Source organism: Mycolicibacterium sp. XJ662, assembly GCF_053484035.1.
On sequence record NZ_JBEFTL010000006.1, the window covers coordinates 16,495 to 42,903 of the forward strand.

Sequence of the window (26,409 nt, forward strand, 5' to 3'; positions counted from 1 at the left end):
CGCGGAGAATCAGGCTGTCCACTGCCGCGGAGCCGACGCGACGCCAGCGCGACGATGATCGACGAAAAGCGCCAACTGACCTTCGCGCCCTGGATCAAACGCTCGCCCGGCCAGCGCGCCGACGGCGCGACGGTGGTCTTCCCCCACGCCGGCGGTGCCGCGGCGGCCTACCGCGCGTTCGCGTCGGCGTTGGCCGCCCACGGCAGCGACGCCTTCGTCCTGCAGTACCCGCAACGCGCCGACCGGCTGTCGCATCCGGCCCCCGACACTGTCGAACAGTTGGCCGCCGACCTGTTCGCCGCAGGCGACTGGACGCGACTCGGTCGGCTGCGGCTGTTCGGCCACTGCATGGGCGCGATCATCGCGTTCGAGTTCGCCCGCGTCGCCGAAGCCCACGGCGTCGACGTCGACCAGCTGTGGGTGTCGGCCAGCCAGGCGCCGCACACGGTCGTCACCTCACCGCGGTTGCCAACCGCCGACGCCGAGGTCGTCGCCAACATGGTCGACCTCGGCGGCACCGACCCGCGGCTCCTCGACGACGACGAGTTCATCGAACTGCTCGTGCGCGCGGTGCGCGCCGACTACGAGGCGTTCAACCGTTACGCGTGCGGGCCCGACCGCAAGATCCGCGCCGACATCCACCTACTCGGCGGGCACGACGACCACCGGGTGAGCCAGGACATGTTGCGCCGCTGGGAAGTCCACACCGAGCAGGCCGTGACGCTCACGCTGTTCGACGGCGGCCACTTCTACCTCGACGGTCACATCGACACGGTGGCGGAGCTGATCAATGACAGCTAGCGACCCTGTCGTCATCGTCGGTATGGCGCTCGAGGCGCCCGGCGGAGTCGAAACCGCCGACCAGTACTGGGCGTTGCTCGCCGAACAGCGCGAAGCGCTGAGCCCGTTTCCCCGCGACCGCGGCTGGGCGATCCGCAACGTGCTCGACGGATCACGGCGCGACGGGTTCAAGCCGATCCAGGACCTGGGCGGATTCCTCACCGGCGCAGCCGCATTCGATCCCGAGTTCTTTTCCATCTCACCACGTGAGGCCGTCGCGATGGATCCGCAGCAGCGGGTCGCGCTGCGGGTGGCCTGGCGCGCACTGGAGAACACCGGCATCAACCCCGACGACCTCAGCGGCGCCGACGTCGGCTGCTACGTCGGCGCATCGACGATGGGGTACGGACCCGATCTGGCCGACTTCACCGACCTCACAGGGCATCTCATGGCCGGCACCGCGCTCGGGCCGATCTCGGGCCGGATCGCCTACACGCTCGGGCTGGCCGGACCCGCGCTGACCATCGACACCTCGTGTTCGTCGGCGCTGACCGCGATCCATGTGGCCAGCCAGGCCCTGCGGTCCGGCGACTGCGATATGGCGCTGGCAGGCGGTGTCTGCGTGATGGGCTCGCCGGGCTTCTTCGTCGAGTTCTCCAAGCAGCACGCGCTTTCCGACGACGGCCACTGCCGCCCCTACAGCGCACACGCCTCCGGAACGGTGTGGGCAGAGGGGGCGGCGATCTTCGTCCTGCAACGCCGCACCGACGCACTGCGCGACGGACGCCGGGTGCTGGCCGAGTTGCGCGCCACCTGCCTGAACCAGGACGGCCGATCGGTCGGCCTGACCGCCCCGAGTGGAACGGCCCAAGCCCGGCTGTTCCAGCGTGCCATCGACCAGAGCGCCGTGTGTCCGGAAGACATCGGAATGATCGAAGGCCACGGCACCGCAACCCGTCTCGGCGACCGCACCGAGCTGATCTCGCTGGCGCAGACCTACGGCGCCACCGCACCCGGCCGCGGCGGGCTGTTGGGCTCGGTGAAGTCGAACATCGGCCACACCCAGGCGGCCGCCGGTGGGTTGGGTCTGGCCAAGGTCCTGGTCGCCGCAGAGCACGCCGCCGTCCCGGCCACCCTGCACACCGACGACGCCAGTCGCGAAATCGACTGGGACAGCCAAGGTTTGCGGCTGGCGACCAAGCTGACCCCCTGGCCGGCGGTCAACGGCCAGCGGCTGGCCGCGGTGAGCGCCTTCGGCATGAGCGGCACCAACGCCCACGTGATCGTCTCGATTCCCGAGCGCGGAAGCGAGGCGGCCTGATGCAATGTCGCAGGCTGCCCGACGGGCGGGTGCCCGTGGTGCTCAGCGCGCACGCCGACGAGTTGATCGCGGCCGACGCCGAGGCGATCCTGCACTACCTGGACCGCGGCCCCGAAATCGCCGCCGTCGCCGCCACCCTGCTGCGCACCCGCAGGCTGCGCAGGCACCGCGCGGTGCTACGCGCGGCCGACATCGACGAGTTGGCCGACGGGCTGCGGGCGCTGAGCACGGGTGAGGACCATCCGCTGGTGGCCCGGTCCTCGGAAACCTCCGCCGCCCGAACGGCGTTCGTTCTCCCCGGGCAAGGCAACCAATGGCCGTCGATGGGCGTCGAGGCCTACCACCAGTCACCCGTGTACCGCGCGGAAGTCGACCGGTGCGCCGCGGCGTTCGTGGCCGCCGGGCAACCGTCCCCGCTGCCGTACCTGATCGCCGACGCCTACGGCGGCGAGTGGCACCAGGTGCAGATCCAGGCGGCGCAGTTCACCCACGCGGCGGGGCTGGCCCAGGTGTGGCGGTCCTGCGGCATCGAACCCGCTATCGCGGTGGGACACAGCCTCGGCGAGATCGCCGCCGCCTACATCGCAGGCGCGATGACGCTCGCCAACGCCGCGGCCGCCGTGATCGCCAGGGCCGAGGTGGTCGACACCTTATCGGGCGACTACCGCATGGCGGTGCTGGGCACCAGCGTCGACGACGCCCGGCACCTGATCGCCACCGTCGACGGCTGGCTGGAGATCTCGGCGGTCAACTCCTCGTCCTCGGTGGTGGTCTCGGGACACACCGCCGCCGTCGAGACGCTGGTGGCCGCGGCCACGCAACGCGGGTTGTTCGTGCGTACGCTCGACGTCAACTATCCCGGCCACACCAGTGCGCTCGAACCGCTACGCGACGCTCTCACCGCGCTGCTACCACACGGCCAATTCACCTCCGGCGCCGCAGAGTTCATCGGCTCGGCCACCGCAGACATCGTGGCGGCCGGCACCGACTTCGTCGACTACTGGTACCGCAACCTGCGCAACACCGTCCGATTCGACGGCGCCGCCGTCGCGGCCCACCAGCGCGGCGCGACCAGGTTCGTCGAACTGTCGGCACATCCGTCGCTGCTGTTCGCGCTTGGCGACCTGTTCACCGACGGGTCCGCTGATCCGCCGCTGATCGTCGGGTCGGGGCAGCGCGGTGAGCCGTTCGGCGACGCCGTGTCGGCAGCCATCGTCGCCGCCGCCGTCGCCGACCCCGGCTTCCACTGGGCCGAGCTGGTCGACACCGATGTCGCTGTGCTACCCGGCTTTCCGAACGCGCCGATGCGGTCTGTGCGGCTGTGGGCGACGCCGCAACCGCTTGCCCCGATACCCGGGCTCACCGTCGCGGCCGAACAGTGGGTACCTAGGGCAACCACACCCGCCGGTGACGCGGTGCGGCGTATCGCCGTGGTCGAGCTGGTGGGACCCACCGGGCATCTTGGCGACCGGCTGCGCGACGCGGTCCAGCGTCATCCCGGCGCACAGCCCGCCGCGCCCGCCGATGCCGACGTGCTCGTCGCCGTCGCTCCCGTACTCGACCACCCCGACGCCGAACTGGCCACACAGGAGATCGCCAAGCTCGTCGACGCCGGACTGCTCGACTACGCTGAAGCCGCCGGATCAGAGTGCGCCACCGTGTGTTTGGTGACCGTCGGCGGCGAGCACGTCCGCCTCGACGACCCCGCGGCCCTACCGGTCCAGAGCGCGCTGGCCGCGATGCACCGCAGCATCGGTCTCGAACACCCCGACCAGAGGTTTCGGCGCATCGATCTGCCGTCCTGGGAGATCGACGACGCCACCGCCGCGGCCGCGGTCGACGCGGTGCTCGGCGACGGGCAGGACGCGGCGGTACGCGACGGAACGACGTACGTGCGCACGGTGGCGCAATCCGTACAGGCCGCCACACCGTGGCCCCTGAGCGACGGTGTGCTCGACGACGTGGTGATCACCGGCGGCAACGGAAACGTCGGCCTGCACTTCGCCCGCCATCTCGCCGAGCGCGGCGCCCGCCGGATCGTGTTGCTCAGCCGCAGCGGCATCGACGAGACCACCAAAGCCCAACTCGGCTCGCCCGGTGTCGAAATCGTCGATGCGCGATGCGATATCACCTGCGCAGAGCAGCTTTCGACCGCAGCCCAAAAGCACGCGGGAGCGGGTGCGACGCTGCTCATCCACGCTGCGGGTGCTGCCACATTCGCCGAACGCACCGGCATCACCGGCGCCGCGTTCGCCGACACCGCGACCGCCAAGGTCCACGGCCTGGCCCGGATGATGGCGAGTTGGCCGTTGCGCACCGGCGCTCGGATCGTGGTGTGCTCGTCGATATCCGGCGTGTGGGGCGGCCGCGGCCACGGCGCCTATTCCGCGGCCAACCGGATGCTCGACGTGATGGCCGGCCAGCTGCGCGCCAAGGGCCACCACTGTGTGGCCGTGCGATACGGGCTGTGGGCCGGTGATCCGCAGCGCGGCAGCGGGATCGCCGGACAAGCCGGGGTGGGCGACATCGAACGCGCCGGACTGTTGCCGATGGCACCCGAGCTAGCCGTCGCGGCAAGCCTGTGCGACTACGACGCCGATCCGCTGCTGATGGCCGCCGACCCCGAACGGTTGCGGGTCTTCCTCGACAACAGCGCGGTCAACGAGTCACCAGCACCCGCAGTCGAAATCGATGCGGACGCGGGCGTTGCCGACCGTGTACTGGCCGCGCTGACCGCCGTGCTGAAGCTCGACGTGCACACGATCGACCCCGACATGTCGCTGCTGGACCTGGGCCTGGATTCACTTCTGGCACTGGACCTGCGCAAGCGGCTGCTCAAGATGACCAACACGAAGGTGGCGCTGGCGACCCTCCTCGGCGGCATCACAGCCAGCGAACTCATCGACAGCCTGGACTCTCCGACAGGCACAGAGAAGGTGGAAACCACGCGTGACTGAGACAGTTGATCTCCGCGACGACCTCGACCAGCGCCGGCTGGAGTTGTTGCGGCGCAGGCTCGCCGAGCGGGGGCTGCGGTCGACGAACCAGCAGACCGGCGCGGCCGGCCTGTCCGACGGCCAGCGCCGCATGTGGTTCGTCCAGATGGCCGATCCCACCGGCGCGATCCTCAACGTCTGCCTGTCCTACCGGCTCACCGGTGCGTTGGACGTGTCACGGCTGCACGACGCCGTCAACGCCGTCGCGGCCCGCCATCCCGCGCTGCGCAGCACCTTTTCCGCCGACGACGACGGCGAACCGCAGCTGACCGTGCACGACGAGCTGACACCGGGTTGGTCGGCGCACGACCTCTCCGAACTTTCCGAGCACGCCCGCCGGCTGCGCCTGGAGGTGTTGGCGCAGCGGGAGTTCAACGCGCCGTTCGACCTGAGCACCGATGCGCCGTTGCGCATCACCGTGGTCCGCACCGGCGCCGACGAACACGTCATGCTGCTGGTCGCCCACCACATCGCGTGGGACGACGGCTGCTGGCCGGTGTTCTTCGGCGACCTCACCCGCGCCTACAACGGCGAGCCACTGCCCGGCCCGGCCCCGGTGCCCGCCGTGGACGACGAACCCAGCGCCGAAGACCTCGACTATTGGCGCGCGGTGATGGCGGATCCGCCCGAACCCCTCGAGCTGCCCGGACCCAACGGCTCGGCGATCCCGACCAGTTGGCGCTCGCAGCGCAGCACGCTGACGCTGTCCGAGCAGACCACCGAGCGGGTGGCCAAGCTGGCCAAGGAATCCGGAGCCACGCCCTACATGGTGCTGTTGGCCGCGTTCGGGGTGCTGATGCACCGCTACACCCACGCCGACGACTTCCTGGTCGCCACGCCGGTGCTCAACAGGCCCGCCGAACTCGACGACGTCATCGGCTATTACGGCAATACCGTCGCGTTGCGGCTGCGCCCACAACCGCGCCAGAGCTTCCGCGACGTACTCGCGGCCGCGCGGGACACCGCCGTCGGCGCGTTCGCGCACCAACGCGCCAACCTCGACCGGGTGGTTCGCGAACTGAACCCCGATCGCCGCCACGGAGTGGAGCGGATGACCCGGGTCGCGTTCGGGGCCCGCGGCGCCGACGGTGCCGGCTTCACCCCGCCGGGCATCACCTGCGAACGCGCCGAATTGCGTGGTCAGTTCACCCAACTGCCGCTGGCCTTCATGGTCGAGTTCGACGGCCCCAATGTGGTGGTGGAGGCCGAGTACCTCATCGAAGTGCTCGACGCGACGCTGGCCCGCCAGCTGCTCGACCACTACGCGGTGCTGCTCGATGACGCGTTGAGCTACGCCGGGAAGCCGATCAGCGAGCTCGCGGTGATGGGTCCCGCCGACATGGCATGGCTGCGTGACGTGTCGGCAGGAGACGAATTCCACACCCCGGCAAAGACGTTGACCGAGCTGGTGGAGGCGCAGGTCGATCGCACTCCCGACGCGGTGGCCGTGGTCTACGAGGGCCGTCAGTACACCTACCGCGAAATCAACGAGTCGGCCAACCAGATGGCGCACTGGCTGATCGAGAAGGGTATCGGCGCCGAGGACCGCGTCGCGGTGCTGCTGGACCGCTCACCCGAGCTGGTGATCACCGCGCTCGGGGTGATCAAGGCGGGCGCGATCTACCTGCCCGTCGACCCGACCTACCCCGAGGACCGCCTCACGTTCATCCTGTCGGACTCCGACCCGAAACTCGTGCTGCGCGAACCGGTCACCGGGCTCGACGGATACCGCACCGACAACCCGACCGACACCGACCGGGTGCGCGCACTGAGCCCGCAGAGCACCGCCTACCTGATCTACACGTCGGGTTCGACCGGCTTGCCCAAGGGCGTGCCGGTGCCGCACCGTCCGGTCGCCGAGTACTTCGTGTGGTTCGCCGACGAGTACGAGATCGACCATCGCGAACGGCTGCTGCAGGTGGCCTCGCCCAGCTTCGACGTGTCGATGGGCGAGATCTTCGGCATGCTGGCATGCGGTGGGCGGCTGGTGATCCCGCGTCCCGACGGCCTGCGCGACATCGGTTATCTCACCGACCTGCTGCACAACGAGGGCATCACCTCGATGCACTTCGTGCCGTCGCTGCTGGGGCTGTTCCTGTCGCTGCCGGGCGTCAACCAGTGGCGCACCCTGCAGCGGGTGCCGATCGGTGGTGAGGCGCTGCCCGGTGAACTCGCCGACAAGTTCCACGCCACGTTCGACGCGCTGCTGCACAACTTCTACGGCCCCACCGAGACGGTCATCAACGCCAGCCGTTACAAGGTGGAAGGCGCCCAGGGCACCCGCATCGTGCCGATCGGCACCCCCAAGATCAACACGCAGATTCATCTGCTCGACGCCGCGCTGCAGCCGGTTCCGGTGGGCGTCATCGGTGAGATCTACATCGGTGGAACCCATGTCGCGCTCGGCTACCACGACCGTCCGGGGCTGACGGCCGAGCGGTTCGTCGCCGACCCGTTCACGCCCGGCGGGCGGCTGTACCGGTCCGGGGACCTGGCGCGCCGCAACGCCGACGGTGATATCGAGTTCGTCGGACGCGCCGACGAACAGGTCAAGATCCGCGGCTTCCGCATCGAACTCGGTGAAGTGGCCGCCGCGATCTCGGTGGACCCCAGCGTCGGTCAGGCCGTCGTGCTGGCCTGCGATCTGCCGGGGCTGGGCCGAAGCCTGGTCGGCTATCTGACCGCGGGCTCCGACGCCGAGGTGGTCGACGTCGATCGCATCCGCAACCGGGTGGCCGCCGCGCTGCCGGAGTACATGACACCGGCGGCATACGTTGTGGTCGACGAGATCCCGATCACCGCCCACGGCAAGATCGACCGGGCCGCGCTGCCCGAACCGGATATGGACGCGCTGGGCGGTACCGGTGCCGAGTACCGCGAACCCGCCGACGAAACCGAGCAACGCGTCGCCGAGTTGTTCGCCGAACTGCTCGACCGTGACCGGGTGGGCGCCGACGACTCCTTCTTCGACCTCGGCGGGCACTCGCTGCTGGCCACCAAACTCGTTGCGGCCGTGCGCTCGCAGTTCAACGTCGACATCGGTGTCCGCGAGGTGTTCGAGCTCGGCACCGTCGCCGCGTTGGCCGAGCGGATCGATGCGACCTCATCGGCCGGCTCCGCGCGCCCGCCGCTGGTCGCGATCCCGCACGACGGCCCGCTGCAGCTGTCGGCGCCACAGCTGCGGATGTGGTTCCAGTACCGCATCGACGGACCCAACCCCGTCAACAACATCCCGTTCGCCGCCCGCATCAGCGGCCCCTGCGACGCCGACGCGTTCGTGGCCGCGGTGCGCGACGTCGTCGCCCGCCACGAGGTGCTGCGCACCACCTACCGCGAAATCGACGGCGTGCCTTACCAGATCGTCACCGAACCCGGTCAGGTGGCGGTGCGCCGCGCGGAGGGCGCCGACGACGCCTGGCTGCAAACCGAACTCGACCACGAACGACGCCAGATCTTCGACCTCGAACGCGACCTACCGGTGCGCGCAGCGGTGTTGTCGACGCCGCACACCCACGTGGTGTCGCTGGTGGTGCATCACATCGCCTCCGACCATTGGTCGGCGATGGTGTTGTTCACCGACCTGTTGACCGCCTACCGGTCCCGCCGGGCCGGTCAGGCGCCGAAGTTCGCGCCGCTGCCGGTGCAGTACGCGGATTACGCGGCATGGCAGGCGAGCCTGCTCGCCGACACCGACGGCCCGGCGGCGGCGCAGAAAGAGTATTGGCGCTCCCAACTCGCCGACCTGCCGCAGGATCCGGGTCTGGCAACGGACTTCCCGCGCCCGCCGGTGCTCAGCGGCGAGGGTGATGCCGTCGAGTTCCACATCGACGCCGCGACCCGCGCGAAGTTCACTGCATTGAGCCAGGACCTCGGCGTGACCGAGTTCATGCTGTTGCAGTCGGCGGTGGCCGTGGCGTTGCACAAAGCCGGTGAGCGGCCGGACGTTCCGCTGGGCACCCCGGTCGCCGGTCGCACCGAGGCCGAACTGGATCAGCTGATCGGCTTCTTCATCAACATCGTGGTGCTGCGAAACGATCTGCGCGACAACCCCACCCTGCGCGAGGTGCTGCGCCGCTCCCGTGACACCGCGTTGGAAGCCTATGCACACCAGGACCTTCCGTTCGACCAGGTGGTCGACGCGGTGCGCCCGACCCGGTCGCTGTCGCGTAACCCGCTGTTCGGTGTCGTCGTGCACGTGCGGGATGGGTTGCCCGTCGACCAGCCGATCGAGTCGACCGCGGACGGCGACACCACGTTCACCGCGTTGGAGCCACCGTTCGACGTCGCGCACGCCGACCTGTCGGTCAACTTCTTCGGCGTCGACGACGGGTACCGCGGCCACGTCATCTACCGCACCGACCTGTACCGCCGCGAGACCGTGCAACGGCTGGTGGGCTGGCTGGGCCGGGTGCTGGCCGCGTTCGCCGACGATCCCGACCAACGGGTGCGCGACGTGCAGATCGCCGACCGTGCCGAGCTGGACAAGGTCGAACAGTTCAGCGCCGCAGCACAAACCAGCATCCTCGACGGCTGGCACGACCCCGTCGCAATCGGGGTCGTCGGCGACGTCTACGACCACGTCACCGACGGAAACGGCACGCAGCTTGTGGCCCGCGGCCAGCGGGGCCGGTGGACCGAGGACGGTGCCGTCCAGATCGTCGACGAACCCGAGGTGCGGGTGCCGTCGGCCCCCACCGGACCCGCCGAACCGGCGCGCACCGACACCGAGCGGGCGCTGGCCACGATCCTGGCCGAGGTGCTCGGCGTCGCCGAGGTCAACCGCACCGACGGGTTTTTCGAACTCGGCGGCGACTCGATCCTGGCCGTGCAGGTCGCCGCCCGCGCCCGCGACACCGGGTTGGCGCTGACCGCGCGCATGGTGTTCGAGCACCCCACCGTTTCCGAACTGGCCGCCAAGGTCGACGAGGCCGCCGACACCCCACAGACCGGCGACACCCGCCACGAGCCGATGTCGACCTCCGGGCTGTCACCGGACGAACTGGCGGCCGTCACGTCGATGTGGTCGGCGTCGCGCGACGGTGCTCCGTGACCACGACGAACGCCGAGGCGGCCATCGAAGACGTGATGGCGCTCAGCCCACTGCAACAGGGGCTGTTCTCGATGGCGAAGCTCAGCGCCGACGACGATCCGTACGTGATCGCGATGGCCGCCGACATCAGCGGCGCGCTGGACACCGCGCTGCTGCGCGACTGCGCGGCGGCGATGCTGGACCGCCACCCCAACCTGCGAGCCAGTTTTCTGCAGGCCAATTCGAGCAGGCCGGTGCAGGTGGTGCCCAGCCGCGTCGACGTTCCGTGGCGGAAGGTCATCGCAACCGCCGACGCCCTCGACGCCCTCGACGCCGACGAACGGCGCCGCCCGTTCGACCTCGAGCGCGGACCGGCCATCCGGTTCCTGCTCATCGAATTGCCCGGCGCGCGTTGGCGTCTGGTCATCGTCGCCCACCACATCATCATCGACGGCTGGTCGCTGCCGCTGTTCGTCGGCGAGCTGATCACGCTGTACCGCTCCGGCGGCGACCCCGCCGCGCTGCCGCCGCCCCCGCGGCCGTACCGCGACTACATCGGCTGGCTCGCGGGCCGCGACCAGGACGCCAGCCGGGCGTTGTGGCGCGAACACCTCGACGGGCTCGATGGGCCGACGCTGTTGACGCCCGCGCTGGCCGCAGGCGAGCCGCCCGCCGGAGCGCCCCGGCGCACCGAACTCAAGCTGGACCGCGACGCCACCGCCACGCTTGCCGACGCCGCGCGCAACCGCGGCGTTACGGTGAACACCCTGGTGCAAATGGCCTGGGCCACACTGCTGTCCGCGTTCACCGACCGCAGCGACGTGGTGTTCGGGGTGACGGTGTCGGGCCGACCCGACGAGCTCACCGGTGTGGAGACGATGGTCGGGCTTTTCATCAACACCGTGCCGCTGCGCGTGCGGCTCGACCCGGTGGCGTCGGTCGGTGCGCAATGCGTCGCGTTGCAGCGCGAAGCCGCCGCGCTGCGCGATCACAGCTACGTGCCGCACGCCGAACTGCGCGCGCTGGGCGGCATCGGCGAGATGTTCGACAGCCTGCTGGTCTACGAGAACTTTCCGCCGGGCGGGCTGGTCGGCGGCGGCGACTTCACCGCCAACGGCGCCACCTTCCGTCCCGCTGCGCTGGAAAGCCTGTCGCATTTCCCGGTGACCATCGCCGCGCACATGGTCGACGACCAGCTCACGGTGCTGGTCGAGGCGATCGACGGTGCGCTGGGCCCGATGAGCGCCGAATCGCTGGGACAGCGCCTGCTGGCCACCGTGCAACGCCTGATCCCGCACTGGGACAGCCCGCTGCGCGACGTCGGTGTGCTGCTCGACGGTGAGGCACAGCCGCCGGCCCAGACCGTCGACACGCCAACGCAACTCGGCGTGCACACCGCCTTCGCCGAAATCGCGCACAGCCGGCCCGCGTCGCCAGCGCTGAGCTGGTCCGGCGGCGAATACACCTACCGCGAACTCGACGCGGCGGCCGACCGGCTGGCCGCCGCGCTGGCCCGGCGCAACGTGGGCGCCGAACATCCGGTCGCGATCAACCTGGGCCGCGGTCCGCAGTATGTGGTCGCGATGCTCGCGGTGTTGAAGGCCGGCGCCGTGATCGTGCCGCTGGACCCGTCGATGCCCGCCGACCGCATCGCCGACATCCTGCAGCAGTGCGGCGCGACGGTGGTCGTCGACGACGCGCTGATCGCCGCGGCGGCCGACGAGCCCGACAGCGACTTCGTACCCGCGGCCGTGCATCCCGGGCAGGCCGCCTACGTCGTGTTCACCTCGGGCACCACAGGCAGGCCGAAGGGAGTGGTCGGCACCCATCAGGCCGTGCTGGCCTACGCCGACGACCACATCCGAAACATGCTGCAGCCGGCCGCAACCCGGCTGAACCGCAAGCTGCGGGTGGCGCATGCCTGGTCATTCACCTTCGATGCCGCCTGGCAACCGCTGGCCGCGCTGCTCGACGGGCACGCCGTGCACATCGTCGACGACGACGTGCAACGCGATGCCGAGGCGCTGGTGCAGACGATCGGGCGGCACGGCATCGACATGATCGACACCACACCGTCGATGTTCGCCCAACTGCATGCCGCAGGCCTGCTCACCACCGTGCCGCTCGCCGTGCTGGCGCTGGGCGGGGAGGCCGTCGGAATCCCGGCGTGGAACCTGATCCGCGACGAATGCGCACGCACGAAGATGGCGGCCCACAACTGTTACGGCCCAACCGAAACCACGGTCGAGGCGGTGGTCGCCACCATCGCCGACCACGAGCAGCCCACGATCGGGCGGCCCACCGCGCCCAGCCGCGCCTACGTGCTGGACTCCTGGCTGCGCCGGGTGCCCGACGGCGTACCGGGTGAGCTGTACCTGGCCGGCGCCCAACTGACCCGCGGGTATCTCGGCAGACCGGGGGAGACCGCGAGCCGGTTCGTCGCCGACCCGTCTGTGCCCGGCCAGCGCATGTACCGCACCGGCGACGTCGTGCGCCGCCAGGCCGACGGCGCGCTGCAGTTCCTCGGGCGCTCCGACGCGCAGGTGAAGATCCGCGGTTTCCGCGTCGAGCCCAGCGAGATCGCCGCGGTGCTGCACAGCCACCCGGCCGTGCGCACCGCCCACGTCGCGGTGCGCCACCAGCGCTGGGGTCCGCGGTTGGTCGCCTACGTCGCCGCCGAACCCGCACCGGCGGTGGCCGAGCTGCGCGGCCTGCTGGCAAAGCGGTTGCCCCGCTACATGGTTCCGCACGGCATCGTCGTCGTCGACCAGCTGCCGCTTACGTCACACGGCAAGGTCGACGATGCCGCGCTGGCCACCATCACCGTCGACGACGCCCCGTCGGCCGCACCGGAGACCGAAACGGAGACCGCGCTCGCCGAGCTGCTCACCGAGCTGCTGGACGGCGCCGAAATCGACGTCGCCGCCGACTTTCTCACGCTCGGGTTGGACAGCATCGTGGCCCTCTCGGTGGTGCAGGCCGCGCGGCGGCGCGGAATTGCGTTGCGGGCCAGGCTGATGCTCGAATGCGCCAACATCCGCGACCTCGCCGCGGCCATCGACAACGAGTCGGCCGGCGTCGAACACGATGACGATGGCGACACCGGGCCGATTCCCGTGCTGCCCAACGCGCACTGGCTCTACGAACACGGCGATCCGCGTAGGTTGGCGCAGACCGAGGCGATCTGGCTGCCAGACACCATCACCGGCGAACAACTGCGCGCGATGCTGGGCGCCGTCGTCGCCGGGCACGAGGCGCTGCGCTGCCGGCTCGACGTCGACGCGATGACGTTGGTCGCCCACGAGCCGGGTGAGATCCTGACCGAAGCGTCGGTCGACGGCAACCTGGCCGAGGCAGTCGCCCGCCATACCGCGGAATCCGTGCAACGCCTTGACCCGCAACGTGGTTCGATGTTGCGCGCGGTGTGGCTGCGCCAACCCGACGGACCCGGCGTGCTGGTGCTCACCGCGCACGTCCTCGCGCTGGATCCGGCGTCGTGGCGGATCGTGCTGGGTGAGCTCGACGCCGCGTGCCACGCCGTCTCCGCAGGCATGGCGCCGGCGCCGATCCGCGAACACACCCCCTTGCGCCGGTGGTCGCGTCTGCTCGCCGAACGCGCGAAAGGGCTGCAGACCTCCGACTTCTGGGCCGCCCAACTCGACGGTGACGACCCGGCTCTCGGCGCGCGCCGGGTGCGCCCGCAGACCGACCGGGTCGGCGACGTCGTCGTCGCCGTCTCGGTCACCGACGCCGATGTGAGCGCCCGGCTGTTGTCGTCGGGCGTTCCGACGCCGCACCTGCTGGCAGACGCCGCCGCCAGAACCGTCACCCGTTGGCGACGGCACCGCGGACAGCAGGTGACACCGCCGCTGCTGGCGTTGGAGACCCACGGCCGCGCCGACGGCGTCATCGCCGGCGCGGACACCTCCGACACCGTCGGACTGCTCACCGCGATCTACCCCCTGCGGGTGCGCTCGCACAAGGACCTGACCGCAATACCGGGCGACGGCATCGACTACGGTCTGCTGCGGTACCTGCGCCCGGACACCGCGCAACGGCTGCGCGGCTACCGCGAACCTCAGCTGCTGCTGAACTTCCTGGGCCGCATCCACGTCGGACTCGACGGCGGTGTGGTCAGGCTGGATCGCGAGCTGTTGAAAGGTGTGTCCCCGTTGCCGGAACCGGATCTCGCGGTGCGCCATGAGCTGACGATCGTGGCGGCGGTGCTCGGCGAAAGCGATGCCCCGGTGTTGGCCACGCAGTGGCGTACGTTGCCCGACATTCTGTCCGCCGACGACGTCGCGGTCCTTCAGTCGATGTGGCAGGAAAGCCTAGGAGAGGTGGTGTCATGACCCCGACATTGGCGGTCGTCGGTGCGGGAGCCAAGGCGGTCGCAGTCGCCGCCAAGGCCGCCGTACTGCGCGACATGGGTGTCGCTGTACCCGACGTCGTGGCCGTGGAACGCACGGGCGTGGCGGCCAACTGGCAGGCCGACGGCGGCTGGACCGACGGTCAGCACCGGCTGGGCACCGGCCCCGAGAAGGACGTCGGCTTCCCCTACCGGTCCTCGATGGTGCCGCGGCGCAACGCCGAACTCGACGAGCGGATGACCCGGCACAGCTGGCAGTCCTACCTCATCAGCACCGGCCAGTTCGCCGAATGGGTGGACCGCGGTCGCCCCGCACCCACCCACAAGAAGTGGAGCCAGTACCTGCGCTGGGTCGCCGACAACATCGCGATGAACGTGGTTCTCAGTGAGGTGCAGCAGATCTCGGTGGACTCCGGCGCCGACGGGCAGCGGCGCTGGGCCCTGCACACCGCCGACCAGACCGTGCACGGTGACGCCCTGATGATCACCGGACCGGGGCAGCCCGAGCGGTCGATCCTCCCCGGCAACCCGCGGGTGCTGTCGATCGCCCAGTTCTGGCACCGCGCCGCCCAGTGCGAGCTGATCACCGCCGAGCGCGTCGCGGTGATCGGCGGTGGTGAAACCGCGGCGTCGATGCTCAACGAGCTGTTCCGGCACCGGGTTTCGACCATCACCGTGATCTCACCGCAGGTCACGTTGTTCACCAGGGGTGAGGGCTTCTTCGAGAACAGCCTGTTCTCCGACCCCACCGGCTGGACCAGCCTGACGATGGCCGAACGCCGCGATGCGATGATCCGCACCGACCGCGGGGTGTTCTCCGCGCGGGTGCAAGAGGCGCTGCTGTCCGACGACCGGATCCGGCACCTGCGGGGCAGGGTCGCGCACGCCGTGGCCCGCGACGGACGAATCCGGTTGACGCTCAGCACCAATCAGGGTGGCGAGAAGCTGGAGACCGTGCACGGTTTCGATCTGGTGATCGACGGCTCGGGCGCCGACGCGGCGTGGTTCGTGCCGCTGCTGGGCCAGGACGCGCTGGATCTGCTCGAACTCGGTCTTGGCGGCCCGCTCACCACCGACGCGCTGGCCGAGGCCATCGGTCACGACCTCGCGGTCACCAACATCACCCCGAAGCTGTTTCTGCCCGGCCTGTCCGGGCTGACCCAGGGGCCCGGCTTCCCCAACCTGTCGTGTCTGGGGCTGCTGTCTGACCGCATCCTCGGCGCCGAGTTCGCCGGAGCCGACGCGCGCGCCGACCGATCAGCGAGGAGAAGCGATGAGCACCAACCCATTCGATGACGACGACGCCACGTTCGTCGTGCTCGTCAACGGCGAGGACCAGCACAGCCTGTGGCCCGCGTTCGCCGACGTGCCCGCCGGATGGCGCGTCGTCTTCGGCGAGGGCACCCGCACCGACTGCCTGGCCTACGTCGAGCAGAACTGGCCCGACATCCGCCCGCGCAGCCTGCAGGCAGCGATCAACGCGGGGTAGCTGCTCTACGTTGGTGCGGTGGCAATTGCGACGCGGCGCACGACGCCGGCGGTAGCCGCGGCGTGTTGGACCGCCGCGGCGCTGGGCTACGTCGTGCTGGAGGCGCTGGCCGCCGCGGCGCTGACCGGCTACAGCTACACCGAGCACTACATCAGCTCGCTGGGTGTGCCGGCGTGGTCCCCGCGCGCGTACCTGATGAACGCGGCCTTCTATCTGCAGGGCGTGCTGTTCCTGCTCGGCGCGGTGCTGATCGCCAGGGCGGTGCGGGGCCGCATGAGCGCGGTGCTCGTCGTGCTGGTGGCGCTCAACGCGGTCGGTAACTTCCTGGTCGGTGTGGTGCATGGCGGCTCGCCGCTGTGGACGAACGGCTACGAGTGGCTGCACGTGCTGGGCGCGGTCCTGGCGATCCTCGGCGGAAACGCCGCGGCGCTGGCCGGCTCCGTCGTCGTCGCGCGCGCCACCGCGGCGCGGTGGTATCGGCCGGTCGGGCTGTCGATCGGGGTCGCGGGGATCGTGATCTTCGCGATGCTGCAGAACTACAACGACTGGGCGGTCGACTACGCGCCGGTCGGGCTCGTCGAACGCGCCTGCGTGTACACCATCCTGCTCTGGCAACTGCTCAGCGCCCTGGTGCTGTGGATGCGGTCAGATCTGCTGCGCTAACGGCATGTCCATGTCGAACACCCGCGCGTGCAACACCGTGCGGTTGCGCAGCGCCGCCCGCACCGCCCGGTGCAGCCCGTCCTCCAGATAGACGACGCCCCTCCAGCGCACCGCATGCGGAAACAGGTCGCCGTAAAACGTCGAGTCCTCCGACAACAACCGATCCAGGGCCAGCACGGTCGTCGTCGTCACCAACTCGTCGAGCCGGATCTGCCGCGGCGGAATCTTGGCCCACTGCCGATGGGACAACCCGTGGTCGGGGTACGGGCGGCCCTCGCGCACCCCTTTGAAGATCACCGCCGTGCCGTCCTGCGCGTGCACCCTTCGGGCAACCGCTTCACGTTGCGAAGGCTATCGCACGGCAGCGGTTGGCCAGGCCTACTGCGTCGGCGGCTATCACCGCTGCTGATGACCGTAAACTGGACGGGGAATTGGAGGTGAACCATGGGGAGTGCCGACGAGCGTCGGTTCGAGGTGCTGCGCGCCATCGTCGCTGACTTCGTGGCCACCAAGGAACCGATCGGATCCAAAGCCCTCGTCGAGCGGCACAACCTCGGGGTGTCCAGCGCGACGGTCCGCAACGACATGGCCGTCCTGGAGGCCGAGGGCTACATCGCCCAGCCGCACACCAGCTCGGGCCGGGTGCCCACCGAGAAGGGCTACCGCGAGTTCGTCGACCGGATCAACGAGGTCAAGCCGCTGTCGTCGGCTGAACGACGCGCGATCCTGTCGTTCTTGGAGTCCGGTGTCGACCTCGACGACGTGCTGCGCCGCGCCGTGCGGCTGCTGGCGCAGCTGACCCGGCAGGTGGCGATCGTGCAGTACCCGACGCTGACGACGTCGACCGTGCGCCGCCTGGAGGTCGTGCCGCTCACCCCGGCGCGGGTGTTGCTGGTGGTGATCACCGACTCCGGGCGCATCGACCAGCGCATCGTCGAGCTCGGCGACACCATCGACGACCACGAGCTGATCCAGCTGCGCGACCGGCTGGGCCAGGCCCTGGAAGGTAAACCGTTCGCCGCCGCATCGGCCGCGGTCGCGGAGCTCGCGGCCCAGCTCGACGGCACCGGCGGGCTGTCCGACGCGATCGGGCGCGCCGCCACCGTGCTGGTGGAGACCCTCGTCGAACACCGCGACGAGCGGCTGGTGCTGGGCGGCACCGCCAATTTGACCCGCAACACCGCCGACTTCGGCGGTTCGCTGCGCTCGGTGCTCGAGGCGCTGGAGGAACAAGTCGTGGTGCTGCGGCTGCTGGCCGCGCAGCAGGAGGCGGGCAAGGTGACCGTGCGCATCGGCCACGAAACCGAGGCCGAGGAGATGTCGGGCACCTCGGTGGTGAGCACCACCTACGGTAGTGCGGGCAAGGTGTACGGCGGCATGGGAGTGTTGGGACCCACCCGGATGGACTATCCGGGAACTATCGCTAATGTCGCTGCGGTTGCTCTCTATATCGGTGAAGTCCTAGGCAGCCGATAGTTTCGGCACCAACAGAGGCATAGACAGGCAGGTCAGGCGTGGCACGCGACTACTACGGGCTGCTCGGTGTGAGCAGAGGCGCGAGTGACTCAGAGATCAAACGCGCCTATCGGAAGCTGGCTCGTGAACTGCATCCCGACGTCAACCCCGACGAAGGGGCCCAAACGCGGTTCAAAGAGATCAGCGTCGCCTACGAGGTTCTGAGCGATCCGGAGAAACGCCGCATCGTCGATCTCGGCGGCGATCCGCTGGAATCCGCGGGCGCGGCGGCGGGCAACGGCTTCGCCGGGTTCGGCGGGCTGGGCGATGTGTTCGAGGCGTTCTTCGGCGGCGGGCAGGCCACCCGCGGCCCGGTGGGCCGGGTCCGGCCTGGTTCGGACTCGCTGCTGCGGATGCGGCTGGACCTGACCGAATGCGCCACCGGGGTGACCAAACAGGTCACCGTCGACACCGCGGTGCTGTGCGACCTGTGCCACGGCAAAGGCACCCACGGCAACTCCAGCCCCGCCACCTGCGATACCTGCGGTGGCCGCGGCGAGATCCAGACCGTGCAGCGTTCGCTGCTCGGGCAGGTCATGACGTCGCGGCCGTGCCCGGTGTGCGGCGGGGTCGGCGAGGTCATCCCCGACCCCTGCCACCGGTGCGGCGGCGACGGGCGGGTGCGCGCGCGGCGCGAGATCAGCGTCAAGATCCCCGCCGGTGTGGGCGACGGGATGCGGGTGCGGTTGGCCGCCCAGGGCGAGGTCGGCCCAGGCGGCGGCCCGGCAGGCGACCTCTACGTCGAGGTGCACGAGAAGCCGCATGAGATCTTCGTCCGCGACAACGACGACCTGCACTGCACGGTCTCGGTGCCGATGGTCGACGCCGCGCTGGGCACCACCGTCACCGTCGACGCGATTCTGGACGGCCCGACCGAGATCACCATCCCGGCGGGCACCCAGCCCGGTCAGGTGACGACGCTTCGCGGCCGCGGCATGCCGCATCTGCGGTCCGGGGTGCGCGGCGATCTGCACGCCCACATCGAGGTCGTCGTGCCGTCGCGGCTGGACCACGAGGACATCGAGTTGCTGCGCAAGCTGAAGGAACACCGCGCCAAGGACACCGCCGAAGTCCGCTCCACCAACGGCGCCGCGGGCTCGTCCGGCGGCGGGTTGTTCTCCCGGCTGCGCGAGACGTTCAGCGGCCGCTGACCCGACGTGTCGTTGGCGGGCCGCGAAATCCACACCAGGGTCGTGATTTCGGCGTCCCAACGACCCTGGCGCAGATCTCGGCGAAAACGCGCATGACCGACGCGCTGTTCTACGTCGACACGCTGCCCGGGGTCGGCGAGCTCGCGGTTGTCGACGGCGACGAGGGATTTCACGCCGCCAACGTGCGTCGCATCCGCGTCGGCGAGCACCTCAACCTCAGCGACGGCGCAGGCGAACTGGCGCAGTGCGTCGTCGAGGAGACGGCCAAGGGCAGGCTGACCGCGCGGGTGCTGAACCGCCGGTTCGTGCCCCCGCCGGCGCCGACGGTCACCGTCGTGCAGGCGCTACCGAAGTCCGACCGCGCGGAGCTGGCCGTCGAACTGGCGACCGAAGCCGGAGCCGACGCGTTCGTGCCCTGGCAGGCGGCCCGGTGTGTCGCCAGATGGGACGGCGCGGCCAAAATCGACAAGGGGCTGCGGCGTTGGGCCACGGTGGCCCGGTCGGCGGCGCGGCAGTCGCGGCGCCCCCACATCCCGCAGGTCAGCGGAGTGGTGTCGACGGCCGAGCTGGTCGAGCGGTTGGCCACCGGCGACGCCGTCGTGCTGGTCCTGCACGAATCGGCCCCCCAGCCGCTCACCGACGTGCCGGTGGCCGACGCCGGCGCGGTGTATCTGGTGGTCGGCCCGGAAGGCGGCATCACCGACGACGAGGTCGCCGCGCTGGTCGGCGCGGGTGCGACGCCGGTGCGCATGGGCCCGACGGTGCTGCGGACGTCGACGGCCGCGGCGGTCGCGTTGGGGGCGCTGGGCGTGCTGACCCCGCGGTGGCGGTGAGCCGGCGTCTGGGCTAATCATTGGGAAGCGTCACCGCCCGGCGGTAAACTGGGTGTTCTTGACAAACCGCCAGGCCAGACACAGAAAGCAGGCACTGAACCCTCTTGACGCCCCGCGAGACGACCGCTGACTCGTCGCAGGCTGATCAGTCTTCGGAGTCGGTACGCAGCACAAGCTCCAGAATCGATGTGCCACCCGCCTATGTCGTGGGCCTCCTGGGTTCCGCCGACGAGAACCTGCGCGCGCTCGAGCGTGTCCTGGCGGCCGATATCCATGTGCGCGGTAACGCGCTGACCTTGTCCGGCGAACCCGCCGACGTCGCGCTGGCCGAACGCGTGGTGTCGGAGTTGATGGCGATCGTGGCCCGCGGGCAGTCGCTGACCCCCGACGTCGTACGGCACAGCGTGAGCATGCTCACCGGCGCGGGCAACGAGTCGCCGGCTGAGGTGTTGACCCTCGACATCCTGTCGCGGCGCGGCAAGACGATCCGGCCCAAGACGCTGAACCAGAAACGCTACGTCGACGCCATCGACGCGCACACCATCGTGTTCGGCATCGGCCCGGCGGGCACCGGCAAGACGTATCTGGCAATGGCCAAGGCGGTCAACGCATTACAGACCAAACAGGTCAACAGGATCATCCTGACCCGGCCTGCCGTCGAGGCGGGGGAGCGGCTCGGTTTCCTGCCCGGCACGCTCAGCGAGAAGATCGACCCCTACCTGCGCCCGCTCTACGACGCGCTGCACGACATGATGGATCCCGAGCTGATCCCAAAGCTGATGAGCGCCGGGGTAATCGAGGTGGCACCGCTCGGGTATATGCGTGGGAGGACGTTGAATGATGCGTTCATCATCCTCGACGAGGCGCAGAACACCACGGCCGAACAGATGAAGATGTTTCTGACCCGGCTGGGCTTCGGCTCGAAAGTCGTTGTCACCGGCGATATCACGCAGGTGGACTTGCCCGGTGCTGCCAGCTCGGGGTTGCGCGCCGCGATGCAGATTCTCGACGGGATCGACGACATCCACTTCGCCGAACTCACCAGCGCCGACGTGGTGCGGCATCGGCTGGTCTCCGAAATCGTCGATGCGTACGCGAAATACGAGGAGCCGGGCTTGGTCAACCGGGCTCAACGGCGCGCAGCGGGGAACAGGTCGCGACGGTAACCGATTATGAGCATTGAGGTGTCCAACGAGTCGGGCATCGACGTCTCCGAAGACGAGCTGATCAGCATCGCCCGGTTCGTCATCCGCAAGATGAACGTGCACCCGGCGGCCGAACTGTCGATGGTGCTGCTCGACACCGCGGCGATGGCCGACCTGCACATGCGGTGGATGGACCTGCCCGGGCCCACCGACGTGATGAGCTTTCCGATGGACGAGCTCGAACCGGGCGGTCGGCCGGATGCGCCCGAGCCCGGGCCGGCGTTGCTCGGCGACATCGCGCTGTGTCCGCAGTTCGCCGCCGAACAGGCCGCGGCGGCCGGCCACTCGCTGGGCCAGGAACTCGCCCTGCTGACCGTGCACGGTGTGCTGCACCTCCTCGGGTACGACCACGCCGAACCCGATGAGGAAAAGGAGATGTTCACCCTGCAGCGCGAACTGCTCGAAGAGTGGGTGGCCGATCAGGTCGAGTCCTATCACCAGCACCGCCAGTCCGAAAAGGAACGCAGGCTGCTGGACAACTCCCGATACTTCGACCAACCGTGAGCAACACCGCGCAGCTGATCGTCGCGATCGTGCTGGTCGGTCTCGGTGGGCTGTTCGCGGCGGTCGACGCGGCGCTGAGCACGGTGTCGCCGGCCCGCGTCGACGAACTCGTGCGCGACGAACGCCCGGGCGCGGTCCGGCTGGCCAAGGTGATGGCCGGCCGGCCGCACTACATCAACCTCATCGTGCTGCTGCGTATCGCATGCGAGGTCGGCGCGACCGTGTTGCTCGCCGCGTACCTGGACGACCACCTCGGCGTGACCTGGGGGTTGGTCACGGCCGCGGCGATCATGGTGGTGGTCAGCTTCGTGGTGATCGGCGTCGGCCCGCGCACCCTGGGCAGACAGCACGCGTACACGATCGCGTTGCTGGCTGCCCTTCCGCTACAAGCGCTTTCGTTGCTGCTGACCCCGATCAGCAGGCTGCTGGTGCTGATCGGTAACGCGCTGACGCCCGGCCGCGGCTTCCGCAACGGGCCGTTCGCCTCCGAGATCGAACTGCGCGAGGTCGTCGACCTGGCTCAGCAGCGCGGCGTGGTGGCCGACGACGAGCGCCGGATGATCCAGTCGGTGTTCGAACTCGGTGACACCCCGGCGCGCGAGGTGATGGTGCCGCGTACCGAGATGGTGTGGATCGAGGCGGACAAGTCGGCGGGCCAAGCCACGTCGCTGGCGGTGCGCAGCGGGCACTCCCGGATCCCGGTGATCGGCGAGAACGTCGATGACGTCGTCGGGGTGGTCTACCTCAAAGACCTTGTCCAGCGCACCTATTACTCCACCGACGGGGGCCGCAGCACCAAGGTGTCGGAGGTGATGCGGCCCGCGGTGTTCGTGCCGGACTCCAAACCGCTCGACGAGCTGCTGCGGGAGATGCAGCGCGACCGCAACCACATGACGCTGCTGGTCGACGAGTACGGCGCCATCGCCGGGCTGGTCACCATCGAGGACGTGCTCGAGGAGATCGTCGGCGAGATCGTCGACGAATACGACGCAGGCGAAACCGTTCCGGTGCAAGACCTGGGCGACAAGCGGTATCGGGTGTCGGCGCGGCTGTCGATCGAAGACCTCGGCGAGCTCTACGACATCGACTTCGACGAAGACCTCGACGTCGACACCGTCGGCGGGCTGGTGGCCCTGGAGTTGGGCCGCGTTCCGCTGCCCGGCGCCGAGGTGACGTGGGACGGGCTGCGGCTGCGCGCCGAGGGCGGACCGGACCATCGCGGCCGGGTTCGTATCGGTACCGTCCTGGTCAGCCGGACGGAACCGGCCGCAGAGGAGCGCCATGACTGATCTGGACCCCGAGGACGCCAAGCTCGTGACGCTGGCCCGCGGCGCGATGGGCCGCGCCGAAGCGACCAGCGGCGCGGCCGTGCGCGACGCCGATGGCCGCACCTACGCCGGGGCACCCGTCGCTCTGGACGCGCTGCGGCTCACCGCCCTGCAGGCCGCCGTCGCCGCCGCCGTGTCCAGCGGCGCCGCCGGGCTGGAAGCCGCGGTGCTGGTCGGCGGCAGCGCCGACGACGCCGGCGTGGCTGCGGTGCGCGAACTGTCGGCCGACGCGGCGGTTCTCGTCACCGACCGGTCGGGTACACCGTTGTGAGCGAATTCCGTTCCGGCTTCGTCTGTTTCGTCGGGCGGCCGAACACCGGGAAGTCGACGCTGACCAACGCGCTGGTGGGCGCCAAGGTCGCGATCACGTCGAACCGGCCGCAGACCACCCGGCACACGATCCGCGGCATCGTGCACCGCGACGACTTTCAGATCATCCTGGTCGACACCCCCGGACTGCACCGGCCGCGCACCCTGCTCGGGCAGCGGCTCAACGATCTGGTGAAGGAGACCTACTCCCAGGTCGACGTCATCGGGCTGTGTATCCCCGCCGACGAGAAGATCGGGCCCGGGGACCGGTGGATCTGCGAGCAGATCCGCGCCGTGGCACCCAACACCACGCTGATGGCGATCGTGACCAAGATCGACAAGGTGGCCAAGGACCGGGTGGCCGCGCAACTGGTCGAGGTCAGCGAGCTGGTGGGCCCCGACGCCGAGATCGTGCCGGTGTCGGCGACCACCGCAGAGAACCTCGGCGTGCTGACCGACCTGCTCGCGGCCCAGCTGCCGCCGGGCCCGGCGTTCTATCCCGACGGTGAACTCACCGACGAGCCCGAGGAAACGCTGATGGCCGAGCTGATCCGCGAGGCCGCGCTCGAAGGTGTGCGCGATGAACTCCCGCACTCGCTGGCCGTCGTCATCGAAGAGGTCAGCCCGCGCGAGGGACGTGACGATCTCATCGATGTGCGCGCGAACCTGTTCGTCGAACGGGACAGCCAGAAGGGCATCGTCATCGGCAAGGGCGGTGCGCGGCTGCGCGAAGTCGGCACCGCCGCGCGCACGGCGATCGAGAAACTGCTCGGCACCAAGGTGTTCCTGGACCTGCGGGTCAAGGTCGCCAAGAACTGGCAGCGCGACCCCAAACAGCTGGGCCGGCTGGGCTTTTAGAGCCTCAGCCCGGGGCGCCCGCGCCCGGCTGCCCGAACGGGCGCTGTCCCGGAACGTGGACCGGCGGGGCGCCGTCGCCCTTGCCGTACACCGCGACCACCACGGTGCGGTCGATCAGGTTCTCCGACCACACGCCGATGTCGACGTTGGAGCAGTCGGACATGATCGCGTGGTAGTCGGGCCGGTGATACCACTGGTTGATCAGCTCGATACCGCTGATGGCCAGCGCCGGGTTGATGGCGACGGTCTCGGCGACCGCACCGTTGTAGCCGGCCCGGTTCGCGCGGTCGGTGACCGTCGACCCGTCCGAGCCGATGTCGCCGTTGAGCGCCCGGTTGTGCAACACGTCGTTGGTATGCCACTGGGCAGCCAACCGCAGCTTCGGGTTGATCTTGATGTCGGTGTCGCAGCCGGCCAGATGCTGCATCGTGTAGACGTTGGCGACCACACCGTCGTTCAGACGCTTGTTGTCGGCATTGGCCACCGACGTTCCGAACACCAGGCCGCCCGCAACGGCCAGGACGGACACCGCATATGCGTAGCGCCGCGTTTTCATGATCGGCACATTACGCGACCTCGTCGGAGATCGACCCCGCAATGTCGGGTTCGGCTCGCCCGGTCGGCTCGGGATCCGGGGCAGGCCCGACCGTCCACCACGGCTGCGGTTGCTTCATCGCCCACCCGTTGATCGCCTCCAACTCCGCGGCCAGCGAGACCAGCAACGGCTCGCTGTTGGCCGGACCCATCAGCTGCACCCCGATCGGCAGCCCGGACGAGGTGAAGCCGGCCGGCACATTGATCGACGGCCAGCCCAGCAGGTTCCACGGCCAGGTCACCGGGCACGCCTTGATCATCGTGCGGTCGGTGGACAGGCCGCCGCGGTGGTCGAAATCGTGCACGGGCGGGGGTGGTTGCGCGGTCGTCGGCGCCAGCACGACGTCGGCGATGTTGAAGATCCAGCCCATCCGACGCTGGGCAGCGGCCTCGCGTGCGCGGGCCTTGCGCAGCACGTTCTCCGAGAGCAACCGGCCCATCCGCAGGTTGGACTTGGTGCGGGTGTCCAGGGTGACGCCGTAGCCGAGGCGCTCAGCCCATTCCAGCAGCCCCGACGTCGACCGGGACAGGAAGTTCCACGACATACCGAGGCTGTAGCTGGGGTCGGCCTCGATGATGCTGTGCCCCAGTTCGCCCAACTGGGCGGCGACGGCGTCCATCGCGGCGCGGATCTCCGGGTCCAGGGTGGCGCGGAACACCGTGAACGGAAACTTCGTCGACATCGCGACCCGCAGCGGGCCGGGCGCCTGCGCGACGGAATCCGAGACCCGCGCCGGAGGCGGCTGATGCAGATCCCCCGGCACGTTGCCCGACGCCGCGTCCAGCACGATCGCCGCGTCCGCGACGGTTCGGGCCAGTACGCCGTTGACGGTGATGCCGTTGAACGCCTCGGGCAGCGGCCAGGTGGAGATGCGGCCGCGTTGCGGTTTGATGCCGACCAGATGCGTCCACGCCGCCGGGATCCGCACGCTGCCCGCGCCGTCAGAGCCGATGGCCGCGGTCACCAGACCAGCCGCGACGGCCGCGGCGCTGCCGCCCGAGGACCCGCCGGGGGTGTGCTCACGCGACCACGGGTTGCGGGTGTGGCCGAAGCCCGGCCCGCTGGTGAACGGCCACTGACCCAGCTCGCACGTGTTGGTCTTGCCGACGATCACCGCGCCCGCCGCGCGCAGCCGTCGCACCACCTCGGCGTCTCTAGTGGCCACCGGCACCGTGCCGTCGGCGCCGAACCGGGTCGGCACCCCGGCCACGTCGACGTCATCCTTGACCGCGAGCGGCACGCCCAGCAGCGGAAGTTGTTCGCCCGCCGCGCGTTTACGGTCGGCCGCGGCGGCGTCGGCTAATGCCTGCTCCCGCAAGACCACCCGAAACGCGTTGAGCGTCGGCTGGCTGGCCTCGATCGCGTCCAGCGAGCGCCGCGTCAGCTCAACAGACGTGACGGAGCCGCTCGCCAGCTGGAAAAGTTGCTGCGTGAGAGTAGGAAAACGGGCAGTGTCGACCATCA

At 69.7% G+C, this 26,409-nt stretch carries 19 protein-coding genes; 16 read left to right on the top strand and 3 right to left on the bottom strand.

The annotated features are described in order from the left end of the window. Positions 1-54 precede the first annotated feature (54 nt). Genes ABQE93_RS17165 through ABQE93_RS17200 form a run of 8 tightly spaced genes read left to right on the top strand, consistent with a single transcriptional unit; the run spans position 55 to position 16,647 of the window. Entirely contained in the window at positions 55-801 is a 747-nt protein-coding gene (locus tag ABQE93_RS17165; RefSeq protein WP_448409428.1) for a thioesterase II family protein, read from the top strand. After that, positions 791-2,101, top strand: coding sequence for a beta-ketoacyl [acyl carrier protein] synthase domain-containing protein (locus tag ABQE93_RS17170; protein WP_448409426.1), 1,311 nt, complete (start codon positions 791-793; stop codon positions 2,099-2,101). The genes ABQE93_RS17165 and ABQE93_RS17170 overlap by 11 nt, the downstream gene beginning before the upstream one ends. Then, entirely contained in the window at positions 2,101-5,058 is a 2,958-nt protein-coding gene (gene mbtD, locus ABQE93_RS17175; RefSeq protein WP_448409425.1) for a mycobactin polyketide synthase MbtD, read from the top strand. Before ABQE93_RS17170 ends, mbtD begins: the two co-directional genes overlap by 1 nt. Further along, positions 5,051-10,147, top strand: coding sequence for a non-ribosomal peptide synthetase (locus ABQE93_RS17180; protein WP_448409424.1), 5,097 nt, complete (start codon positions 5,051-5,053; stop codon positions 10,145-10,147). The genes mbtD and ABQE93_RS17180 overlap by 8 nt, the downstream gene beginning before the upstream one ends. Beyond that, positions 10,144-14,478: a non-ribosomal peptide synthetase gene (locus tag ABQE93_RS17185; protein WP_448409423.1), complete on the top strand. Its 4,335-nt coding sequence runs from the start codon at positions 10,144-10,146 to the stop codon at positions 14,476-14,478. The genes ABQE93_RS17180 and ABQE93_RS17185 overlap by 4 nt, the downstream gene beginning before the upstream one ends. After that, positions 14,475-15,791: an NADPH-dependent L-lysine N(6)-monooxygenase MbtG gene (gene mbtG / locus ABQE93_RS17190; protein WP_448409421.1), complete on the top strand. Its 1,317-nt coding sequence runs from the start codon at positions 14,475-14,477 to the stop codon at positions 15,789-15,791. Before ABQE93_RS17185 ends, mbtG begins: the two co-directional genes overlap by 4 nt. Continuing rightward, positions 15,769-15,984, top strand: a complete 216-nt coding sequence (locus ABQE93_RS17195) for an MbtH family protein (RefSeq protein WP_448409419.1) — start codon at positions 15,769-15,771, stop codon at positions 15,982-15,984. The genes mbtG and ABQE93_RS17195 overlap by 23 nt, the downstream gene beginning before the upstream one ends. 18 nt (positions 15,985-16,002) lie before the next feature. Beyond that, positions 16,003-16,647 carry a DUF998 domain-containing protein gene (locus tag ABQE93_RS17200; protein ID WP_448409418.1) on the top strand — a complete coding sequence of 215 codons (645 nt, stop codon included), beginning with the start codon at positions 16,003-16,005 and terminating at the stop codon, positions 16,645-16,647. Here the strand turns inward: ABQE93_RS17200 and ABQE93_RS17205 are convergent. Next, positions 16,630-16,944, bottom strand: a complete 315-nt coding sequence (locus ABQE93_RS17205; protein ID WP_448409455.1) for a type II toxin-antitoxin system VapB family antitoxin — start codon at positions 16,942-16,944, stop codon at positions 16,630-16,632. The two genes, ABQE93_RS17200 and ABQE93_RS17205, sit on opposite strands and share 18 nt — an antisense overlap. 147 nt (positions 16,945-17,091) lie before the next feature. Here ABQE93_RS17205 and hrcA point away from each other — a divergent pair, with 147 nt between their 5' ends. From hrcA to era, 8 genes are all read left to right on the top strand, one after another. After that, the gene (gene hrcA, locus ABQE93_RS17210; protein ID WP_448409417.1) at positions 17,092-18,123 is read left to right on the top strand and encodes a heat-inducible transcriptional repressor HrcA; all 1,032 of its coding nucleotides are present in this window, start codon (positions 17,092-17,094) and stop codon (positions 18,121-18,123) included. Between the two features lie 38 nt (positions 18,124-18,161). Beyond that, a complete protein-coding gene (gene dnaJ, locus ABQE93_RS17215; RefSeq protein ID WP_448409416.1) occupies positions 18,162-19,313 on the top strand; it encodes a molecular chaperone DnaJ in 1,152 nt (383 codons plus the stop codon). 92 nt (positions 19,314-19,405) lie between these two features. After that, positions 19,406-20,146: a 16S rRNA (uracil(1498)-N(3))-methyltransferase gene (locus ABQE93_RS17220; RefSeq protein WP_448409414.1), complete on the top strand. Its 741-nt coding sequence runs from the start codon at positions 19,406-19,408 to the stop codon at positions 20,144-20,146. A gap of 104 nt (positions 20,147-20,250) precedes the next feature. Next, the gene (locus ABQE93_RS17225) at positions 20,251-21,312 is read left to right on the top strand and encodes a PhoH family protein (RefSeq protein WP_448409412.1); all 1,062 of its coding nucleotides are present in this window, start codon (positions 20,251-20,253) and stop codon (positions 21,310-21,312) included. A 6-nt stretch (positions 21,313-21,318) separates the two neighbouring features. Then, on the top strand, positions 21,319-21,855 hold the full coding sequence (ybeY, locus tag ABQE93_RS17230; RefSeq protein WP_448409411.1) for an rRNA maturation RNase YbeY: 537 nt from the start codon (positions 21,319-21,321) through the stop codon (positions 21,853-21,855). Then, positions 21,852-23,144 (top strand): hemolysin family protein, encoded by a 1,293-nt coding sequence (locus ABQE93_RS17235; RefSeq protein WP_448409409.1) that lies wholly within the window; start codon positions 21,852-21,854, stop codon positions 23,142-23,144. The genes ybeY and ABQE93_RS17235 overlap by 4 nt, the downstream gene beginning before the upstream one ends. Continuing rightward, positions 23,137-23,454, top strand: coding sequence for a cytidine deaminase-like protein (locus tag ABQE93_RS17240; protein WP_448409408.1), 318 nt, complete (start codon positions 23,137-23,139; stop codon positions 23,452-23,454). Before ABQE93_RS17235 ends, ABQE93_RS17240 begins: the two co-directional genes overlap by 8 nt. Next, entirely contained in the window at positions 23,451-24,350 is a 900-nt protein-coding gene (era, locus tag ABQE93_RS17245; protein ID WP_448409407.1) for a GTPase Era, read from the top strand. Before ABQE93_RS17240 ends, era begins: the two co-directional genes overlap by 4 nt. A gap of 4 nt (positions 24,351-24,354) precedes the next feature. Here the strand turns inward: era and ABQE93_RS17250 are convergent, their stop codons facing one another. Then, positions 24,355-24,906 carry a CAP domain-containing protein gene (locus tag ABQE93_RS17250; protein ID WP_448409406.1) on the bottom strand — a complete coding sequence of 184 codons (552 nt, stop codon included), beginning with the start codon at positions 24,904-24,906 and terminating at the stop codon, positions 24,355-24,357. Between the two features lie 10 nt (positions 24,907-24,916). Continuing rightward, the gene (locus tag ABQE93_RS17255) at positions 24,917-26,407 is read right to left on the bottom strand and encodes an amidase (RefSeq protein ID WP_448409404.1); all 1,491 of its coding nucleotides are present in this window, start codon (positions 26,405-26,407) and stop codon (positions 24,917-24,919) included. Positions 26,408-26,409: the final 2 nt, after the last annotated feature.

Coding starts and splice junctions, on each gene's coding strand:
- ABQE93_RS17165 (WP_448409428.1), top strand. CDS start 55: ATGATCGACGAAAAGCGCCAACTGACCTTCGCGCCCTGGATCAAACGC.
- ABQE93_RS17170 (WP_448409426.1), top strand. CDS start 791: ATGACAGCTAGCGACCCTGTCGTCATCGTCGGTATGGCGCTCGAGGCG.
- mbtD (WP_448409425.1), top strand. CDS start 2,101: ATGCAATGTCGCAGGCTGCCCGACGGGCGGGTGCCCGTGGTGCTCAGC.
- mbtG (WP_448409421.1), top strand. CDS start 14,475: ATGACCCCGACATTGGCGGTCGTCGGTGCGGGAGCCAAGGCGGTCGCA.
- ABQE93_RS17195 (WP_448409419.1), top strand. CDS start 15,769: ATGAGCACCAACCCATTCGATGACGACGACGCCACGTTCGTCGTGCTC.
- hrcA (WP_448409417.1), top strand. CDS start 17,092: ATGGGGAGTGCCGACGAGCGTCGGTTCGAGGTGCTGCGCGCCATCGTC.
- ABQE93_RS17220 (WP_448409414.1), top strand. CDS start 19,406: ATGACCGACGCGCTGTTCTACGTCGACACGCTGCCCGGGGTCGGCGAG.
- ybeY (WP_448409411.1), top strand. CDS start 21,319: ATGAGCATTGAGGTGTCCAACGAGTCGGGCATCGACGTCTCCGAAGAC.
- ABQE93_RS17240 (WP_448409408.1), top strand. CDS start 23,137: ATGACTGATCTGGACCCCGAGGACGCCAAGCTCGTGACGCTGGCCCGC.
- ABQE93_RS17250 (WP_448409406.1), bottom strand. CDS start 24,906: ATGAAAACGCGGCGCTACGCATATGCGGTGTCCGTCCTGGCCGTTGCG.
- ABQE93_RS17255 (WP_448409404.1), bottom strand. CDS start 26,407: ATGGTCGACACTGCCCGTTTTCCTACTCTCACGCAGCAACTTTTCCAG.